This window comes from Micromonospora sp. LOL_015, from assembly GCF_048060275.1.
Taxonomy (GTDB): Bacteria; Actinomycetota; Actinomycetes; order Mycobacteriales; family Micromonosporaceae; genus Micromonospora_E.
In genome coordinates, this window is record NZ_JBHMIO010000006.1 from 207,570 (window position 1) to 222,504 (window position 14,935).

General features: G+C 72.3%; 16 protein-coding genes. 3 read left to right on the plus strand and 13 right to left on the minus strand.

The window, feature by feature from the left end; translation table 11 throughout:
* Positions 1-259: 259 nt before the first annotated feature.
* Positions 260-454, minus strand: a complete 195-nt coding sequence (locus ACFHWU_RS08950) for a hypothetical protein (RefSeq protein ID WP_123600485.1) — start codon at positions 452-454, stop codon at positions 260-262.
* A 415-nt stretch (positions 455-869) separates the two neighbouring features.
* Here ACFHWU_RS08950 and ACFHWU_RS08955 point away from each other — a divergent pair, with 415 nt between their 5' ends.
* A complete protein-coding gene (locus ACFHWU_RS08955; protein WP_416590265.1) occupies positions 870-2,411 on the plus strand; it encodes a CAP domain-containing protein in 1,542 nt (513 codons plus the stop codon).
* A gap of 11 nt (positions 2,412-2,422) precedes the next feature.
* On the opposite strand, the gene mutM is transcribed toward ACFHWU_RS08955, so the two are convergent.
* The 8 genes from mutM to rsmD form a co-directional block, all read right to left on the minus strand.
* The gene (gene mutM, locus ACFHWU_RS08960; RefSeq protein WP_416590266.1) at positions 2,423-3,277 is read right to left on the minus strand and encodes a bifunctional DNA-formamidopyrimidine glycosylase/DNA-(apurinic or apyrimidinic site) lyase; all 855 of its coding nucleotides are present in this window, start codon (positions 3,275-3,277) and stop codon (positions 2,423-2,425) included.
* A 41-nt stretch (positions 3,278-3,318) separates the two neighbouring features.
* A complete protein-coding gene (rnc, locus tag ACFHWU_RS08965) occupies positions 3,319-4,179 on the minus strand; it encodes a ribonuclease III (RefSeq protein WP_416590267.1) in 861 nt (286 codons plus the stop codon).
* A complete protein-coding gene (locus ACFHWU_RS08970) occupies positions 4,176-5,156 on the minus strand; it encodes a phosphate acyltransferase PlsX (protein ID WP_416553164.1) in 981 nt (326 codons plus the stop codon). Before ACFHWU_RS08970 ends, rnc begins: the two co-directional genes overlap by 4 nt.
* Positions 5,157-5,289: 133 nt before the next feature.
* Positions 5,290-5,463, minus strand: a complete 174-nt coding sequence (gene rpmF, locus ACFHWU_RS08975; protein WP_123600480.1) for a 50S ribosomal protein L32 — start codon at positions 5,461-5,463, stop codon at positions 5,290-5,292.
* 5 nt (positions 5,464-5,468) lie between these two features.
* The gene (locus tag ACFHWU_RS08980; protein ID WP_416553114.1) at positions 5,469-6,032 is read right to left on the minus strand and encodes a YceD family protein; all 564 of its coding nucleotides are present in this window, start codon (positions 6,030-6,032) and stop codon (positions 5,469-5,471) included.
* Between the two features lie 81 nt (positions 6,033-6,113).
* Positions 6,114-6,611 carry a hypothetical protein gene (locus ACFHWU_RS08985; RefSeq protein WP_123604406.1) on the minus strand — a complete coding sequence of 166 codons (498 nt, stop codon included), beginning with the start codon at positions 6,609-6,611 and terminating at the stop codon, positions 6,114-6,116.
* Positions 6,612-6,829: 218 nt separating this feature from the next.
* Positions 6,830-7,324, minus strand: a complete 495-nt coding sequence (coaD, locus tag ACFHWU_RS08990; RefSeq protein ID WP_278167761.1) for a pantetheine-phosphate adenylyltransferase — start codon at positions 7,322-7,324, stop codon at positions 6,830-6,832.
* A complete protein-coding gene (gene rsmD, locus ACFHWU_RS08995; RefSeq protein ID WP_416553116.1) occupies positions 7,321-7,884 on the minus strand; it encodes a 16S rRNA (guanine(966)-N(2))-methyltransferase RsmD in 564 nt (187 codons plus the stop codon). Before rsmD ends, coaD begins: the two co-directional genes overlap by 4 nt.
* Before the next feature lie 436 nt (positions 7,885-8,320).
* On the opposite strand from rsmD, the gene ACFHWU_RS09000 reads away from it, so the two are divergent.
* The gene (locus ACFHWU_RS09000; protein ID WP_416590270.1) at positions 8,321-8,788 is read left to right on the plus strand and encodes an LPXTG cell wall anchor domain-containing protein; all 468 of its coding nucleotides are present in this window, start codon (positions 8,321-8,323) and stop codon (positions 8,786-8,788) included.
* Positions 8,789-8,958: 170 nt separating this feature from the next.
* Here ACFHWU_RS09000 and recG read toward each other — a convergent pair whose 3' ends face one another.
* Positions 8,959-11,172, minus strand: a complete 2,214-nt coding sequence (gene recG / locus ACFHWU_RS09005; RefSeq protein WP_416590271.1) for an ATP-dependent DNA helicase RecG — start codon at positions 11,170-11,172, stop codon at positions 8,959-8,961.
* 22 nt (positions 11,173-11,194) lie between these two features.
* Positions 11,195-12,919, minus strand: coding sequence for a DAK2 domain-containing protein (locus ACFHWU_RS09010; RefSeq protein ID WP_416590272.1), 1,725 nt, complete (start codon positions 12,917-12,919; stop codon positions 11,195-11,197).
* Positions 12,920-13,150: 231 nt separating this feature from the next.
* On the opposite strand from ACFHWU_RS09010, the gene rpmB reads away from it, so the two are divergent.
* On the plus strand, positions 13,151-13,345 hold the full coding sequence (gene rpmB, locus ACFHWU_RS09015; protein ID WP_123600473.1) for a 50S ribosomal protein L28: 195 nt from the start codon (positions 13,151-13,153) through the stop codon (positions 13,343-13,345).
* A 97-nt stretch (positions 13,346-13,442) separates the two neighbouring features.
* Here the strand turns inward: rpmB and ACFHWU_RS09020 are convergent, their stop codons facing one another.
* Together ACFHWU_RS09020 and ACFHWU_RS09025 are read right to left on the minus strand one after the other, a co-directional pair.
* Positions 13,443-13,928, minus strand: a complete 486-nt coding sequence (locus ACFHWU_RS09020; protein WP_416590289.1) for a GNAT family N-acetyltransferase — start codon at positions 13,926-13,928, stop codon at positions 13,443-13,445.
* 63 nt (positions 13,929-13,991) lie between these two features.
* Positions 13,992-14,930 (minus strand): thiamine-phosphate kinase, encoded by a 939-nt coding sequence (locus ACFHWU_RS09025; protein WP_416590274.1) that lies wholly within the window; start codon positions 14,928-14,930, stop codon positions 13,992-13,994.
* Positions 14,931-14,935 lie beyond the last annotated feature (5 nt).

Genomic DNA, 14,935 nt, shown 5'->3' on the forward strand with positions numbered 1-14,935 from the left:
TCGCCGTGCGGCCGTCAGTGCTGGTCAGTACGGCACAGGCTAACCCGTCGGTCGGACGGGCACCGGATCCGACGCGGCTGGGACACCGTGGCCGGGGCCCGGACCGGGCCGCAGACGGACGGACGTGAACGGGGCAACGGACGGGGCCGGACAAAAAGCTGCGCGCCGGCACTTGAGTGTCGGCGCGCGGGGTGCGTGCGATCAGCGGTACGTACGGTCACTGGCGGCGGGCGCCGGCCTGCACCGGCGCCCGTGGAGATCAGGTGAGCGCAGGCTCGGGGATCCGCAGCAGATCGTCGCTTTCGGCGACCGCTGCGGCGAGCCGGTCGTTCTCCGCCCGCAGTCGGGTGATCTCGAACTCCAGTGCCTGTACAGTGGCACGCAATCGGGTGACCTCGTCGAGCAGGCGCCGGTCGGGTGCTGCACCAACGTGGCCGTAGAGGGCCTTCGCCATTTCGTCTCCTTGTAATGCGCTGCCGGAAAGGCCGGCCAACGCGCGCCCGTGAACCCTCACGTCGGTCAACCCCCGGGCATGCGGGGGCGCGACTGGGCGCGACTGGCGACACCCCCATGGTCCGCCGAAGTCGCCGCTTCGTCAAGTTCCACCAGACGTGGATCCCCACCTCCTTCACGAATCTATCGCCCAAAAGGTACGAAGAGCGGTGGTTTAGCGGCACAGATCACAGTGTCAACGGCAGAACCTCAGCCGGACAGCTGTCCGCCTTATCTCTTCCTTAGCGGCATCGCCGGTTTGTCTTAGCAGCGTTGCCGGGCGCGACCGAACGCCTTAACGTCGCACCCGGCACAGCGCCCCGGTCCCACCGGACGCGGCCCGTTGGGCCGACCACCCACCTGCGGAGGCAACGACCTTGTACCGGCGCAACGACCGGGTCGATGGATCCATCCCCGGCGATCCGACGCCGCCCGCTGGCCACACCGCATTCGGTGATGCCGGCTGGGACACCGACCGGTTCGGACAGAGTTCCTGGCGTGGCCACCTCGACGCCGGCTGGCGACCCGGCCCTTCGTCGGCCGACGAGTACTCCGGCCTGGCGACGGCCGACGATTACCCGACCGCCGGCCGGTTCCCCGGCGACGGCGGTTACGACCTCGGCAGTTACGGCGGCGGCGGTCACCCGGCGTACGACGGCGTGGACCACGGCGGCTACCCCGCCGACCCGACCGGGCAGCTCCCCGGCGGGGCGGAACACCACCCGCAGCCGTACGGCCTCCCCACCGACGACGGGTACGACACCCACCTGACCGCCCGCCCGGACGGGCCGGGGTACGTCGACGGGCCGGGGTACGTCGACGGACCGGGGTACGTCGACGGGCCGGGGTACGCCGGGGCTCCGCACGGACACGACGGGGCCGGCCGCGACACCCGGCACGACGAGACCGAGACGCACCGGTACAGCGTGCTGCGAGACCTGGCCGACGGACCCGGCGAGGCCAACGGCTGGCCCGGTGGTGACGACGGCTGGGCCAGCGGCGACGATCGCTGGACCGACGACGACCGGGGTCCGCGTGAGGTCCCGACCGACACCGGGTCGCTGACCCGCGTCGCCCGTCGGCGGCGGTCCGACGCGCGCGACGACTCCGACCCGGAGGTTGCCGACGGCCGACGGCGCCGGCCCGCCGTCGGGCCGGTCACCCTGGCCACGCTGGTCGTCGTGCTGCTGGTGGCGATCGGTGGCGGCGGCGCGATGCTACGCGCCGGGTTCGGCGACGACTCAACCGATGGCACCGACGACACCGTCGTGGCAACGGATGTCGATCCGGTCACCGACCCACTCACCGAACAGTCCGCTGGTACGGAGGACCCGCAGATCGGCGAGCCGGAGGTGCTCGACGCCGAACTCGGTGCCGCCCCGACCCCGGCTGTGAGCCCCGCACCGCCACCGCCGACCTCGGCTGCCCCGAGCCCACGCCGTAGCGCCGCCGCCCCGGAAAGCTCCCGTCCGGAGCGCACGACCGCCGCGCCGGCGAAGACCAGCGCCGCGCCGCAGCAGACCGCCACCGGGGACACCAGCCGGCAGCAGCAGGTCCTGGCGCTGGTCAACGCGGCGCGCGACGACAACGGGTGCGGCGCGGTGACAATCAACGACCAGTTGACCGAGGCGTCCCGGTTGCACAGCGAGGACCAGGCAACCAACAACGACATGTCGCACGAAGGCAGCGACGGCAGCGACCCGTGGGAACGCGCCAAGCGGGCCGGCTACGAGCAGGCGATCGGCGAGAACGTGGCGGCCGGCTACCCCACCGCCGAGGCGGTCATGGAGGGCTGGTTGAACAGCCCGGGCCACCGGGCCAACATCCTCAACTGCGACGCGGTCGCCATGGGGGTCGGCACGGCCACCTCGTCGAACGGGACCCTCTACTGGACGCAGATGTTCGGGTCGGCGCGCTGAGCTGACGTCGGTCAGCGGCGAACGGCCCGCGGCCTAGGTTGGCAGCGCGGGCAGCTGAACGACGACCGGTTCATGAACGACTCCCGGCGGATCAGCGCCCCGCACCGGGCGCAGGGCTGATCCTCCCGCCCGTACACATTGAGTGACCGGTCGAAGTAGCCGCTCTCGCCGTTGACGTTGACGTAGAGCGCGTCGAAACTGGTGCCGCCCTCGGTAACTGCCGCCCGCAGCACGTCCCGTACCTGTGCCAGCAGCCTGGTGACCGTCGCGGCCGGCAGCCGGTCGGTCGGTCGGGTGCCGTGCAGGCCGGCCCGCCACAGCGCCTCGTCGGCATAGATGTTGCCGATCCCGGAGATCAGCGACTGGTCAAGCAGTGCCCGCTTGATCTCGGTGCGACGTCGGCGTACCGCTGCGACGAACGCAGTGTCGGAGAAGTCCGGGTCGAGCGGATCCCGGGCGATGTGCGCGATCTCGGCCGGTAACTCGGCGCCACCGGCCGACACAGCGAGCCCGCCGAACGTCCGCTGGTCGACGAAGCGCAGCTGCGGGTCGCCGTCGACGAACCGGAAACGGACCCGCAGGTGCGTCTCGTCCGGGGCGTGGGCCGGCTGCAGCAGCAGCTGTCCGGACATGCCGAGATGGCCGACCACCGCGTCGCCGCTGTCCAGCGGCAGCCACAGGTACTTGCCACGGCGGCGTACGTCGATGATCTGCCGGCCGGCGAGTACGGCGGCGAAGTGCACCGGGCCGGGCAGGTGCCGGCGAATCGCCCGGGGATGGCGCACCTCCACGGTGTCCAGCCGCCGGCCGATCACCCAGCCAGCCAGCCCTTGCCGGACCGTCTCGACCTCGGGCAGCTCTGGCATGACATGCCTTTCTCCGACCGGTGCCGGTGGTGTTCTCGTGCTCAGACCTGGGCGGACGGGCTGGCCGGCGGCCCGTCCTCGGGCTCCGGCGGACCGGCAGCGACCTCGTCCGGCGGACCGGCGTCGGCGTCGGAAGCCGGACCCGGCTGGTCAACGGCCGCTGCGGTGCCGGCGACCGCGGTGGAGTCCACCATCTGCGCGGAAAGGGTACGCCACGCGGCTTCGGCGGCCCGCTGCTCAGCCTCCTTCTTGCTGCGGCCTTCGGCCCCGCCGTAGCGCTGTCCGGCGACCACCACCCAGGCGGTGAAGGTCTTTGCGTGGTCCGGACCGGCGTCGTCGATGCGGTACTCGGGTACGCCCAGCCCGAGGGTCGCGGTCAGCTCCTGCAGGCTGGTCTTCCAGTCCAGCCCGGCGCCCCGGCTCGCGGAGTCCGCCATCAACGGGTCGAACAGCCGGCGGATCACGATTGACGCGGTGTCCAGCCCGTACTGCAGGTAGATCGCACCGAGTAGCGCCTCCAGGGTGTCGGCCAGGATGCTCGCCTTGTCCCGCCCGCCGGTGCTCTCCTCCCCCTTGCCGAGCAGCAGGTACGGGCCAAGCCCATGCGGGCCGAGAGACCGGGCCACCTCGGCGAGCGCCCGCATGTTGACCACGCTGGCCCGAAGCTTGGCCAGTTGCCCTTCCGGCAGGTCGGGGTGGCTGTGAAACAGCGCCGAGGTGATCACCACGCCGAGCACCGAGTCGCCGAGGAACTCCAACCGCTCGTTGGTGGGCAGACCGCCGTTCTCGTACGCGTACGACCGGTGGGTCAACGCCCGTTCCAGCAGATCCGGTTCGAACGCCACACCGAACGCGGCCTCCAGGTGCGCAACCGGCGGACGACGGGACTGGTTGTTACTCATGGCGATACCTCGTCCTGTTCTGCGATCAGCCGGGTGATGTCATCGAGCATCCGGGCGAGAGTCGAGGTCACCCGGCCACGGTGCAGTCCGGCGGCGAGGGTGATACCGGTGGCGATGTCGGCACCGGTGGCGGCACCGTGGCAGACGACCACCGTCCCGGCGACGCCGAGCAGGGCCGCCGCCCGGGGCGCGACCCGGCCCGGTTCCGGGCCGCCGGCCATCGCGTACGCACCTTCGATGCCCTTGAGCAGCACGTTCCCGGTGAAGCCGTCGGTGATTACCACGTCGATGCCGTCGCCGAGCATGACGTCGTGTCCTTCGACCAAGCCGACATACCGGCCGTCGGCGGGCAGGGTGAGGCTCCGCAGCAGAGTGTCGGCGGTACGCCGGACCCGGTCGCCCTTGCCTGGCTCGGCGCCGATCGAGAGCAGTCCGACCCGGGGCCGGTCCAGGCCGAGCCGCACGGCACCGTATGCGGCCCCGAACAGGGCGTGCTGGGTCAGGGTGGCCGGGCGCGCCTCTACTGTGGCGCCGACGTCGAGCAGCACCACCGGGCCGGCGACCGCCGGGAGGGTGACGACCAGGGCGGGCCGGCGTACGGTCGGCCACCGGCCGAGACCGAGCGCGGCGGCGGTGACGATCGCGCCGCTGGACCCAGCGGAGATGAACGCGTCGGCCGCGCCGTCGGCGACGGCGGCCATGCCGGCCCGGATCGATTCGTCGGCCCGGCCGGTGACAGAACCCGCGGCGGTGACGGAAAGCTCGCCGGTGTCGGCCGCCGCGCGGACGGTGTCACCCGTCGGCCGTACGGTGATCCGGCTCCGCTGCTCGTCGGGCAGCGCGGCGCGAACGTCGTCCGCCGCATCCGGCGGGCCGACGAGCAGGAGCTGGAGATCGGGATCGGCGCGGCAGGCGCGCAGAGCGCCGTCAACCACGACGGCGGGTGCCCCATCCCCGCCGAGGAGGTCGACGGCGATCCGCGAGGTGCCGGTCCCGGAGTCAGCGCCGGCCGGTGCCGACCGACCGGCCGGCTCCTGGGACGAGGCACCCGGCGTTCGCCGGGAGATCCGCGCCGCCCGGTCGAAGACCGGCGGCGTCACGACGACCGGATCAGACCTCGATGACCTGGCGGCCGTTGTAGGTGCCGCAGACGGTGCACGCGGTGTGCGGCAGCTTCGCGGACTTGCACTGCGGGCACTCGACGGTCACCACCGGCGTGGTCTTCCACTGGGACCGGCGGGAACGGGTGTTGCTGCGGGACATCCGGCGCTTGGGAACGGCCACGGTTCTTACTCCTCTTGGCGGGTCAGTTGCGACAGGCCGGCCCACCTCGGGTCGACCTGTTGGTGGTTGTGGTCGTCCGGCAGCTCGTCCCAGTGCACCCCGCAGTCGGGGCACAGCCCAGGGCAGTCGCTGCGGCACAGCGGGGTGGTCGGCAGTGCAAGCACCACCGCGTCCCGCAGTGCCGGCTCCAGGTCGATCAGATCGCCCTGCAACCGGCCCACCTCGTCGATGTCGGCCGTCTCGTCCGTGGTGCTGTTCTCGTATGCGTACAGCTCCTGGATCGGGACGGTCAGCGACTCGCTGATCGAGCGCAGGCACCGCCCGCACTCGCCGGAGACCGGTCCGGAGACCGTCCCGGAAACGAGCACCCCTTCGGAGACCGACTCGAGCCGTAGATCGAGGCTCAGGTCGGCACCTTCCGGTACGCCGTTCAGCTCCAGCCCGAGGTCCGCCGGCGCGGGCACCACCCGGCTCACCGTACGCAACGCGCCAGGGCGACGCGGCAGTTCCCGGGTGTCGAGAACCAGCGGCGACCTGGGGTTGAGTGTCTTCGACGAGTGATTGCGCATAGTTGGACTCCGGCCTGGTAGAGGCCGACAAAACAGGTTACCCGAGCAGCGGCGACGGCGTCGAACCGGGGCACCGGTCAGTCAGAAGGGCAGCGGGCGTTCGTTCTCCTCACCGGAGAAGGTACCGATCTCCCGCAACGCGTGCATCTTGTCCCGGCCACGCTCTATCGAAGCCAGCGCCCGGGTAAGGAACTGTTCGAAGTTGGCCAACGCGGTGTCGACGTAGTCGTCGACCTCGGCGCGCAGCCGCTGCGCCTCGGCGCGGGCCTCGGCGACGATCCGCGCACCCTCGTGCTCGGCGGAGACGGTGATCTCGTTCACCGACACCAGCCGGGCATGCTCGGCCTCGCCCTCACTGATGATCCGGTCCGCCTCGCGCTTGCCGGCGTCCATGATCTTGTCGCGTTCCTCCAGCAGCGCCGCCGCCCGGCGCAGGTCGGCGGGGAGCTCGGCCCGGAACTGGTCCAGGACACCGATCATCTCGGCCCGGTCGATCATGCAGTTGTTCCGGGACATCGGCACGGCCCGCGCGGTCTCCACCATCGCGATGATCTCGTCGATGCGGTCGAATGGATCCACCGGCATCTCACTCCCTGTTGTCGGAGGGTCGACCCACCATGATGGCAAGGCCGGGCCAGAACGTCATCATCCCAACTGCCGGACCGGTCGGCGCTCCATCATGATGCGACCCAGGACGACATGTGGTCCATCCCACCCCGAGTTCGGGCGCGTCGCGACGCGCCGGGCGGTTCATCGCGGCTCGGTCGGCCCGCCCGGAGCTGCCGGGCCAGCCCGGTTCACACCTGCTGGGTCGGCGGCGCGGTGACCCGGGCGAGCAGCCGGTCGTGGACCGCCTCGGGCAGGTGAGCCGAGACGTCACCGCCCCACTTGGCGACCTCCTTGACCAGGCTGGAAGAGAGGAACGAGTAGAGCGGGTTGGTCGGCATGAACAGCGTCTCCACCCCGGCCAGGCCAATGTTCATCTGTGCCATCTGCAGTTCGTAGTCGAAGTCGCTGACCGCCCGCAGGCCTTTGACCACGACGGCCGCCTCCTGAGCACGGCAGAAATCCACCAGTAGGCCACGGAACGAAGCGACCCGAACGTTGCGGTACGACCCGGTTACTTCGCGGAGCATCGATATTCGCTCGTCGATGGTGAACAGGCCAGCCTTGGACTGGTTGATCAGGACACCCACGATGACCTCGTCGAACAGCCGGCTGGCCCGGCCGATGATGTCGAGATGTCCGTTGGTGACCGGATCGAAAGAGCCGGGGCACACCGCTCGTCTCATGATCGCCGACCGTACCAAAGCATGGTCTCGCCGTAACGCCGCCCGCGCTCGGCAGTGACGCCTTCCACCCAGGTCAACGCCGGTCCCCGGGCGGACCGCTCGATCACCACGACGGCGTACGGGGCGAGCCAGCCGCCGCCGACGAGACTGTCCAGGGCGGTCCGGAGTTCGGTGTCGGTCACCGCGTACGGCGGGTCGGCGAAGACCACGTCGTAGCCGCCGCCGTCCGGCGGCGTGGCCAGCGCGGTCGCGACCTTGGCAGTGATCAGCCGCGCACCGGTGCCAGCTCCCAGCGCGGCGATGTTCGCCCGCACGGTACGGGCGGCCCGCGCGTCGGACTCGACCAGCAGGACGTGTTCGGCGCCCCGGGACAGCGCCTCCAGACCCACCGCGCCGCTGCCCGCGTAGAGATCGGCGAACCGCGCCCCGACCAGGTCGGTCATCGTGCCGAGGGTGCTGAACAGTGCCTCACGGACCCGGTCGGAGGTGGGCCGGGTGTTCGCGCCAGGCGGTGTGGCGATCCGCCGGCCGCCGAGCCGGCCGGAGATGATCCGGGTCATCGGCGGCGGACCCCCACGGCGGCCGGTGCACTCATCCCCGGCACGCTACGCGATCAGCCGAACCGGTCGAATGCCGACCCGGACGGCTTAATCCGCCCTCGTGTGACCAGGTGCGTCTGTTGTTGCAAAGAGACACCCGAGTGGGCAACAACCACTCGGAAAGCGGAAGGCGAACACGTTGCGTCTATGAAATATCTCGGAACGACAACATCATCCTTAGCCGGACCTGTGGGGCACCCTGTCAGTTCAGGAACAGCTAGAGTCAGGCGCTGTGCCGGTGGGACAACGCCGGACACGACGCACGACACGGGTCGTTGTCGCACCAATCATCGACTGCACCTCACCAGTCAGGTTGCCGCACGTCCGCGCCGGGCCCCTGAACCCCTCACTCGGGAGTACCTGTGAACCGTCTGAAGTCTCCGCTACCGAGCCGACCGTGCAGCCGAGCGTCGAACCGAGCCCGACCGCGCCGGTCACGCCGGAGCCAACCGAGCCGCCGGCGGTGGAGCCCAGCGAGCCCGAGCGCATCATCGAGTCCACCTGCGACCAGCTGATCTTCACGATCAACAATCCGGAGGACGGCGAGACCATCACCGTCGACTTCGTACCGAACGAGGGCGACACCCGCACCGTCACTGTCGGCCCCGGTGAGTCGGGCGTGGCCGAGTTCGACGCGTTCGAGGGCCTTGCGGTCACCTTGGTCGTCGAGGGCTTCGAGGACGAGTCCGAGGCCTTCGCCTGGGAGCTGCCGGAGGACTGTGACACCGGTGGCGAGGGCGGCGGTTCCCTGCCGGTCACCGGTGCCGCCGCTGGCGGTCTCGCCGCTGGCGCCATCGCGCTGCTGGCCATCGGTGGCGTGCTGTTCTACCTGGCGCGTCGTCGGCGGGTCACCTTCACCGCCTGAGTCAGCCACCCTGGGTCGTGACTGACTGACAAGTCATCCCCCCGCACCACCCCTGGAAGGGCGCCGACGATCCCCCCGGTCGGCGCCCTTCCGCCTGTCCGGCCGCAGCCGTTCCCCGGCCCGCCGCAGCCCCGTACCCCGGTCCGCCGCAGCCGCTCCCGGCCGCGGATTCAGCCCTTCTCCAGGTACTCGGCGCGTTCGGCGTCGACCAAGGTGCCGACGGATGCCGCCAGCGCCGAATGCCGGGCCAGCTCCGGATCGTCGCCGAGCAGGTCGATCGCCTCGGCCCGGGCCTGCCCGATCAGGTCGGCGTCGCGCAGCAGCGACAACAGCCGCAGATGGGACCGGCGACCCGACTGGGTCGCGCCCAGCACGTCACCTTCGCGGCGCTGCTCCAGATCCAGCTCGGCCAGGCGGAACCCGTCGGTGGTCGACGCGACCGCGGCCAGTCGCTCGCGGGCCGGCGTGCCCTCGGCGGCATCGGTGACCAGCAGGCACAGCCCGGCCGCCGAGCCCCGACCAACCCGGCCGCGCAGCTGATGCAGCTGCGACACCCCGAACCGGTCGGCGTCCAGCACGATCATCACGGTGGCGTTCGGCACGTTCACCCCCACCTCGACCACCGTCGTGGCGACCAGCACGTCGACGTCACCGGCGGCGAAGGAGCGCATCACCGCGTCCTTGGCGTCGGCCGGCAGCCGACCGTGCAGCACCTCGATCCGCAGCCCGTGCAGCGGCCCGTCGGCGAGCAGCGGCGCCACCTCGGTCACCGCCAGCGGCGGCCGCCGCGCCCCGGGATCGTCGCCGTCGCCGGAGGGCTCCTCGTCGGCGCCGGTTCCGGTCGCGTCACCGATGCGCGGGCAGACTACGTACGCCTGATGGCCGGCAGCCACCTCCTCGCGGACCCGCCGCCAGGCCCGCTCCAGAAAGGCCGGTTTCTCCGCCGCCGGCACCACGTGCGAGACGATCGGCGACCGGCCGCCGGGCAGCTGGGTGAGCGCGGACACCTCCAGGTCGCCGTACACGGTCATGGCGACTGTCCGCGGGATCGGGGTGGCGGTCATCACCAGCACGTGCGGCGGCTGCTCGGCCTTGGCCCGCAACGAGTCGCGCTGCTCCACCCCGAACCGGTGCTGCTCGTCGACGACGACCAGGCCCAGGTCGGCGAAGTCGACGCCCTCGTACAGCAGGGCGTGGGTGCCGATGACGATGCCGGCCCGGCCGTCGCGGACCTCGTCGAGGGCGGCCCGGCGGGCCGCCGCGCCCAGCGACCCGGTGACCAGCGTCAACCGGGTGCCGGCCGGGTCGCCGTCCAGCTCACCGGCCCGCCCCAGGGGGCCGAGCAGCTCCTGGATGCCCCGGTGGTGCTGGGCGGCGAGCACCTCGGTCGGGGCGAGCAGCGCCGCCTGCCCGCCGGCGTCGACGACCTGCAGCATCGCCCGCAGCGCGCACACCGTCTTACCGGAGCCGACCTCGCCCTGCAGCAGCCGGTGCATCGGATGCGCGGTGGCCAGGTCGGCGGCGATCTCCTCGCCGATGCGCCGCTGACCGTCGGTCAGCTCGTACGGCAGGCGGGCGTCGAACGCGGCCAGCAGGCCGGCGTCCGCGCGGGGCCGGGGCCGCGCCGGCCAGTCGGCGGCGCGCAGCTTGCGCTGCACCAACGTCAGCTGTACGGCGAACGCCTCGTCCCACTTGAGCCGCCGCCGGGCCTGGAACAGCTCGGGTTCGTCGGCCGGGCGGTGGATCTGCCGCAGCGCCGGGTGCAGGCCGAGCAGGTTGCGGCTGGCCCGTACCGCCGCCGGCATCGGATCCTCGGGTGGGGTGAGCACGTCCAGCACGGTCCGTACGCAGCGGGCGATCACCCAGGTCGGTACGGCGGCGGCGGCCGGGTAGACCGGGATCAGCGCACCGGCGAACTCCTCCACCGGGTCCTCGGCGGCCACCTCGCCGTCGGCGGCGCCGTCCCCGAGCAGCACGTACTCGGGGCCGTTGAGCTGGCGTACGCCCCGGAACTCGGTCACCTTGCCGGCGAACAGCCCCCAGCGGCCCGGTTTCAGGTCCCGTTCCCGCCACGCCTGGTTGCCGAAGAAGGTCAACGTCAGGGTGCCGCCGGTGCCGTCCTCGACGACCACTTCGAGCAGCTTGCCGCGCCGTTGGCGCATCGGCCGTACGGTGGTCCGCCGCACCTGGCCCAGGACGGTGACCTGCTCCCCCACCTCCAGCGAGCGGATGTCGGTGTGTTCGCCGCGCTGGTCGTAGCGGCGCGGGAAGTGGTAGAGCAGGTCCCCGACGGTGTGCAGGTCGAGGTGGTCGGCCATCGCCTTGGCGGTCTTCGCGCCCAGGTTGACCTTCAGCGGAGTGTCCATCGTGCACGGCTGCGTCATCCGGCCTCCAACAACGGCTGCGTCATTCGATCCCTACCAGCAGCGGGTAGTGCGGCTGCCCGCCGACGAAGGTGTGCACCTCGACGAACGGCCAGCAGCGGGCGACGTGCGCCGCCACCGCCTCGCCCAGGCCGTCCGGTGCCTGCTCGCCGACGATCAAAGTGACAAGTTCACCGCCGCCGCCGAGCAGCTGGTCCAGCAGGTTGTGGCAGGTGCCGGCCAGGTCGGTGCCGATCAGCAGTACCTCCCCCTCGACCAGGGCGAGCACGTCGCCGGGGCGGCAGCGGCCGGCGACGGTGAGCGCTTCCCGGGCGGCGTGGCAGACCTCGGCGTACCGGCAGGCCCCGGCCGCCTCGGCCATCGCGATCACGTCGTCGTCGAAGCGGCGTCGCGGGTCGCGGACGGCAAGCGCAGCGAGGGCCTGCACCGGTGACCGGGTCGGCACGACGGCGACGGTGACGCCGCCGGCCTCGGCCTCCCGGGCGGCGAGGCCAGCGACGGCCTGGGTGTCCGGGTCGTTGGGCAGCACCACCACCTCGGCGGCGCCGGTGCGGCGGATGGCGTCGAGCAGCTCGGCGGTGGACGGTGAGCCGCCGACCACGCCGGCACCCTCACCGGTGAACAGGGCGGCGAGGCCGGTGCCGGCGGCGACCACCACGGCGGCCCGGCCGGCGAGCGGCGGTGCCGGCTGGTCGGCGAACCGGGTGACCGAGATCTGGTACGGGCGGCCGGCGGCGATGCCGGCCTCGATGGCGGCGCCGATGTCGTCGACGTGCACGTGCACGTTCCACACCGGACCGTTCCTGGCGTCATCGTCCTTGTCGTCATCGTCCCTGTCGTCATCGTCCCTGTCGTCATCGCCCGCTGCGTCGGAGCCGACGACGACCAGCGAGTCGCCGATCTCGGCGAGTGCGGCCCGCATCCGGTCGACCGCCCCGGCCGGCGCTTCGAGCAGGAACTGCACCTCGTAGGCGTACTCCTCGGAGCCGGCCCCGCTGTGGGGGTCGACGGCGCGGCCGGCGCCGCCGGGGTCGGTGGCGCGGCCGACGGGGTTGTCAGTGCTGTCAGGGCTGTCGGCGTTGTCAGGGTTGTCGGTGCTGTCGGTGCTGTCGGTGAGCGGGGTGCCGACCACGGCGGCCAACGCGTCGAGCAGCAGGCACAGGCCGCGACCCCCGGCGTCGACCACCCCGGCGCGGGCCAGCACCGGCAGCTGACCGGGCGTCGCGGCGAGGGCGTCGCGGGCAGCCGAGGCGGCGGCCCGTACCACGGTGGCGAGGTCTTCGGAGCCGGTCCGGTCGGCGGCCCGCGCGGCGGCGGCGACCACGGTCAGCACCGTCCCCTCGACCGGGCGGGCGACCGCCGCGTACGCCGCGTCGGTTGCGGCGGTCAGCGCCGACGCGAGGGCCCGGCCGCGCACCACGGCGGTGTCGGTGAGCGCGTCGGCCAGCGCGCGCAGGATCTGCGAGACGATCACCCCGGAGTTGCCCCGGGCGCCGAGCAGCGCGCCCCGGGCCATCAGCCGCAGCACCCGTCCGTGCGAGGTCTGCTCCCCCTCGGAGGAGTTGTCCAGGTCGAGGGCCAGGGCATGCTGGGCCGAGGTGAGGGTGAGGACCAGGTTGGTGCCGGTGTCACCGTCCGGCACCGGGTAGACGTTGAGCGCGTCGATCTCGCCCTGGTGGCGACGCAGCGCTGCCAGCGCACCCGAACACCACCGGCGCACGGCGGCGGCGTCAAGGGTGTCCAGCACGGCGATGAGCCTACTGGCGCACGCCGACAGCCGCCGTGAAGACGACCCGCGTGCGGCCGGGCGGCCGGCGCGCGGAGACGACCCGGTGCGGCCGGGCGGCGGCAGCGGGACGGTCGGGGCGGGGCGATTGGCCGCCCGCGTGGTCGATCGGGTAGCCTGGCCAGGTTGTCTGGGCGTGGTGTGTCCCGGCGACCGGCGACCTGATGAACGACAAATCCCCAGGAGTATCCCGTGGCTAGCGTGTGCGACGTCTGTGGCAAAGGGCCGGGCTTCGGTCACAACGTGCCGTGGTCGAAGAAGAAGACCAACCGCCGTTGGAACCCGAACATCCAGACCGTTCGCACCCCGGCCGGTGGCGGCAACACCCGCAAGGTGAACGCCTGCACCTCCTGCCTCAAGGCCGGCAAGGTGGTCCGGGGCGCCTGACCGCGCCGCCCACGACCTCGACGTTTCAGCAGCCGCCGGACCCGATCGGGTCCGGCGGCTGACTGTGCACGGTCATCAGTCGGGCGGTGAACACCCGTCACCAGTCGGCGGTGAGCACCCGGCCGAAGGACAGGCAGCCCGGCGAGTCCCGGTAGTAGCCGAAGTTCGGGATCCTGGCGTACCCGCTGCTGCTGTAGAGCGCGATCGCCTCGGGCTGCTTGTCGCCGCACTCCAGGATGACCCGGCGGCGGCCCTGGCCGGCGGCGGAGCGTTCGACGGCGGCCAGCAGCGCGCGGGCCACCCCGCGCCCGCGGGCGGCGTCGGCGACGTACATCCGCTTCAACTCGGCGTCCTCGCCGGAGGTGCCGTGGCTGCGCCAGCCGGCGCAGCCGGCCGGTGCCCCGTCCAGGTGGGCGATCAGGAAGGCACCGCCGGGCGGGTCGAAGTGGGCCGGGTCGACCGGGGTGTCGTCGCCGGTGCCGCCGTAGCGGGCACCCAGATCGGCCATGGCGGCGGCCACCAGGCGTTGCGCCACCGCGTCGGTGTAGCGGACCCGGCGGATCTCGACGCCAGCCTGAAGCAGATCAGTCACGCGGTAAAGCGTAGTGCGGTCACCGGCGGTGGCTCGGCGGTGACCGGCGCGGCCTCACTGGAAGTGTTCCCAGCCGGCGACGCCCTGGTACGGCTGGCCGTCGACGGTGACCCCGGCGCCCTTGACCACGTGGCCGACCCGCCGCCAGCCCTTGGGCAGCGGCAGATCCTCGGGGAACGTCGCGGCCAGGGCGTGGTCGTCACCACCGCCGAAGATCCACTGGTACGGGTCGACGCCGAGCGCGTTGGCGGTGTCGCGCATCTGCGGCGGCACCTCGAACGCGGCCCGGCGCAGGTCGATACCGATCCGGCTGGCGGTGGCGACGTGGCCCAGGTCGGCGATCAGCCCGTCCGAGATGTCGATCATGGCGCTGGCGCCGACGTTCGCGGCGGCCGGGCCAGCGGCGTACGGCACCTCGGGGCGTCGGTACGCCTCCACGAGCAGCTTCGGTGACCGGAAGCCGCGGGACAGCACCGTGTAGCCGGCGGCGGCGTAGCCGAGCCGGCCCGCGATGGCCAGCACGTCACCGGCGTGCGCTCCGCTGCGCAGCACCGGGGCGGCGCCGTGCAGGTCGCCGAGGGCGGTCACCGCGATGGTCAGGGTCGGGCTGGCCGACATGTCGCCGCCGACCACGCTCGCGCCGACCTTGGCCGCCTCGTCGGACAGGCCGACCGCCAGGTCCTCGGCCCAGCCGGCGTCGGTCTCGGGCGGGGCGCAGAGCGCCACCAGCAACGCGGTCGGCACCGCCCCCATCGCCACGATGTCGGCGAGGTTCGCGGCGGCCGCGCGGTGCCCGACGTCGACGGCGCTGGACCAGTCCCGCCGGAAGTGCCGGCCCTCGACGAGCACGTCGGTGGAGGCGACCACCCGGCCGTCCGAGGCGGCCACCACGGCCGCGTCGTCGCCGGGGCCGAGCAGGGTGGCGGCCCCCGGGTGCAGCCGCGCGGTGACCCGGGAGATGAGCCCGAATTCACCGGCCTGTGCCACATTCACCGGTC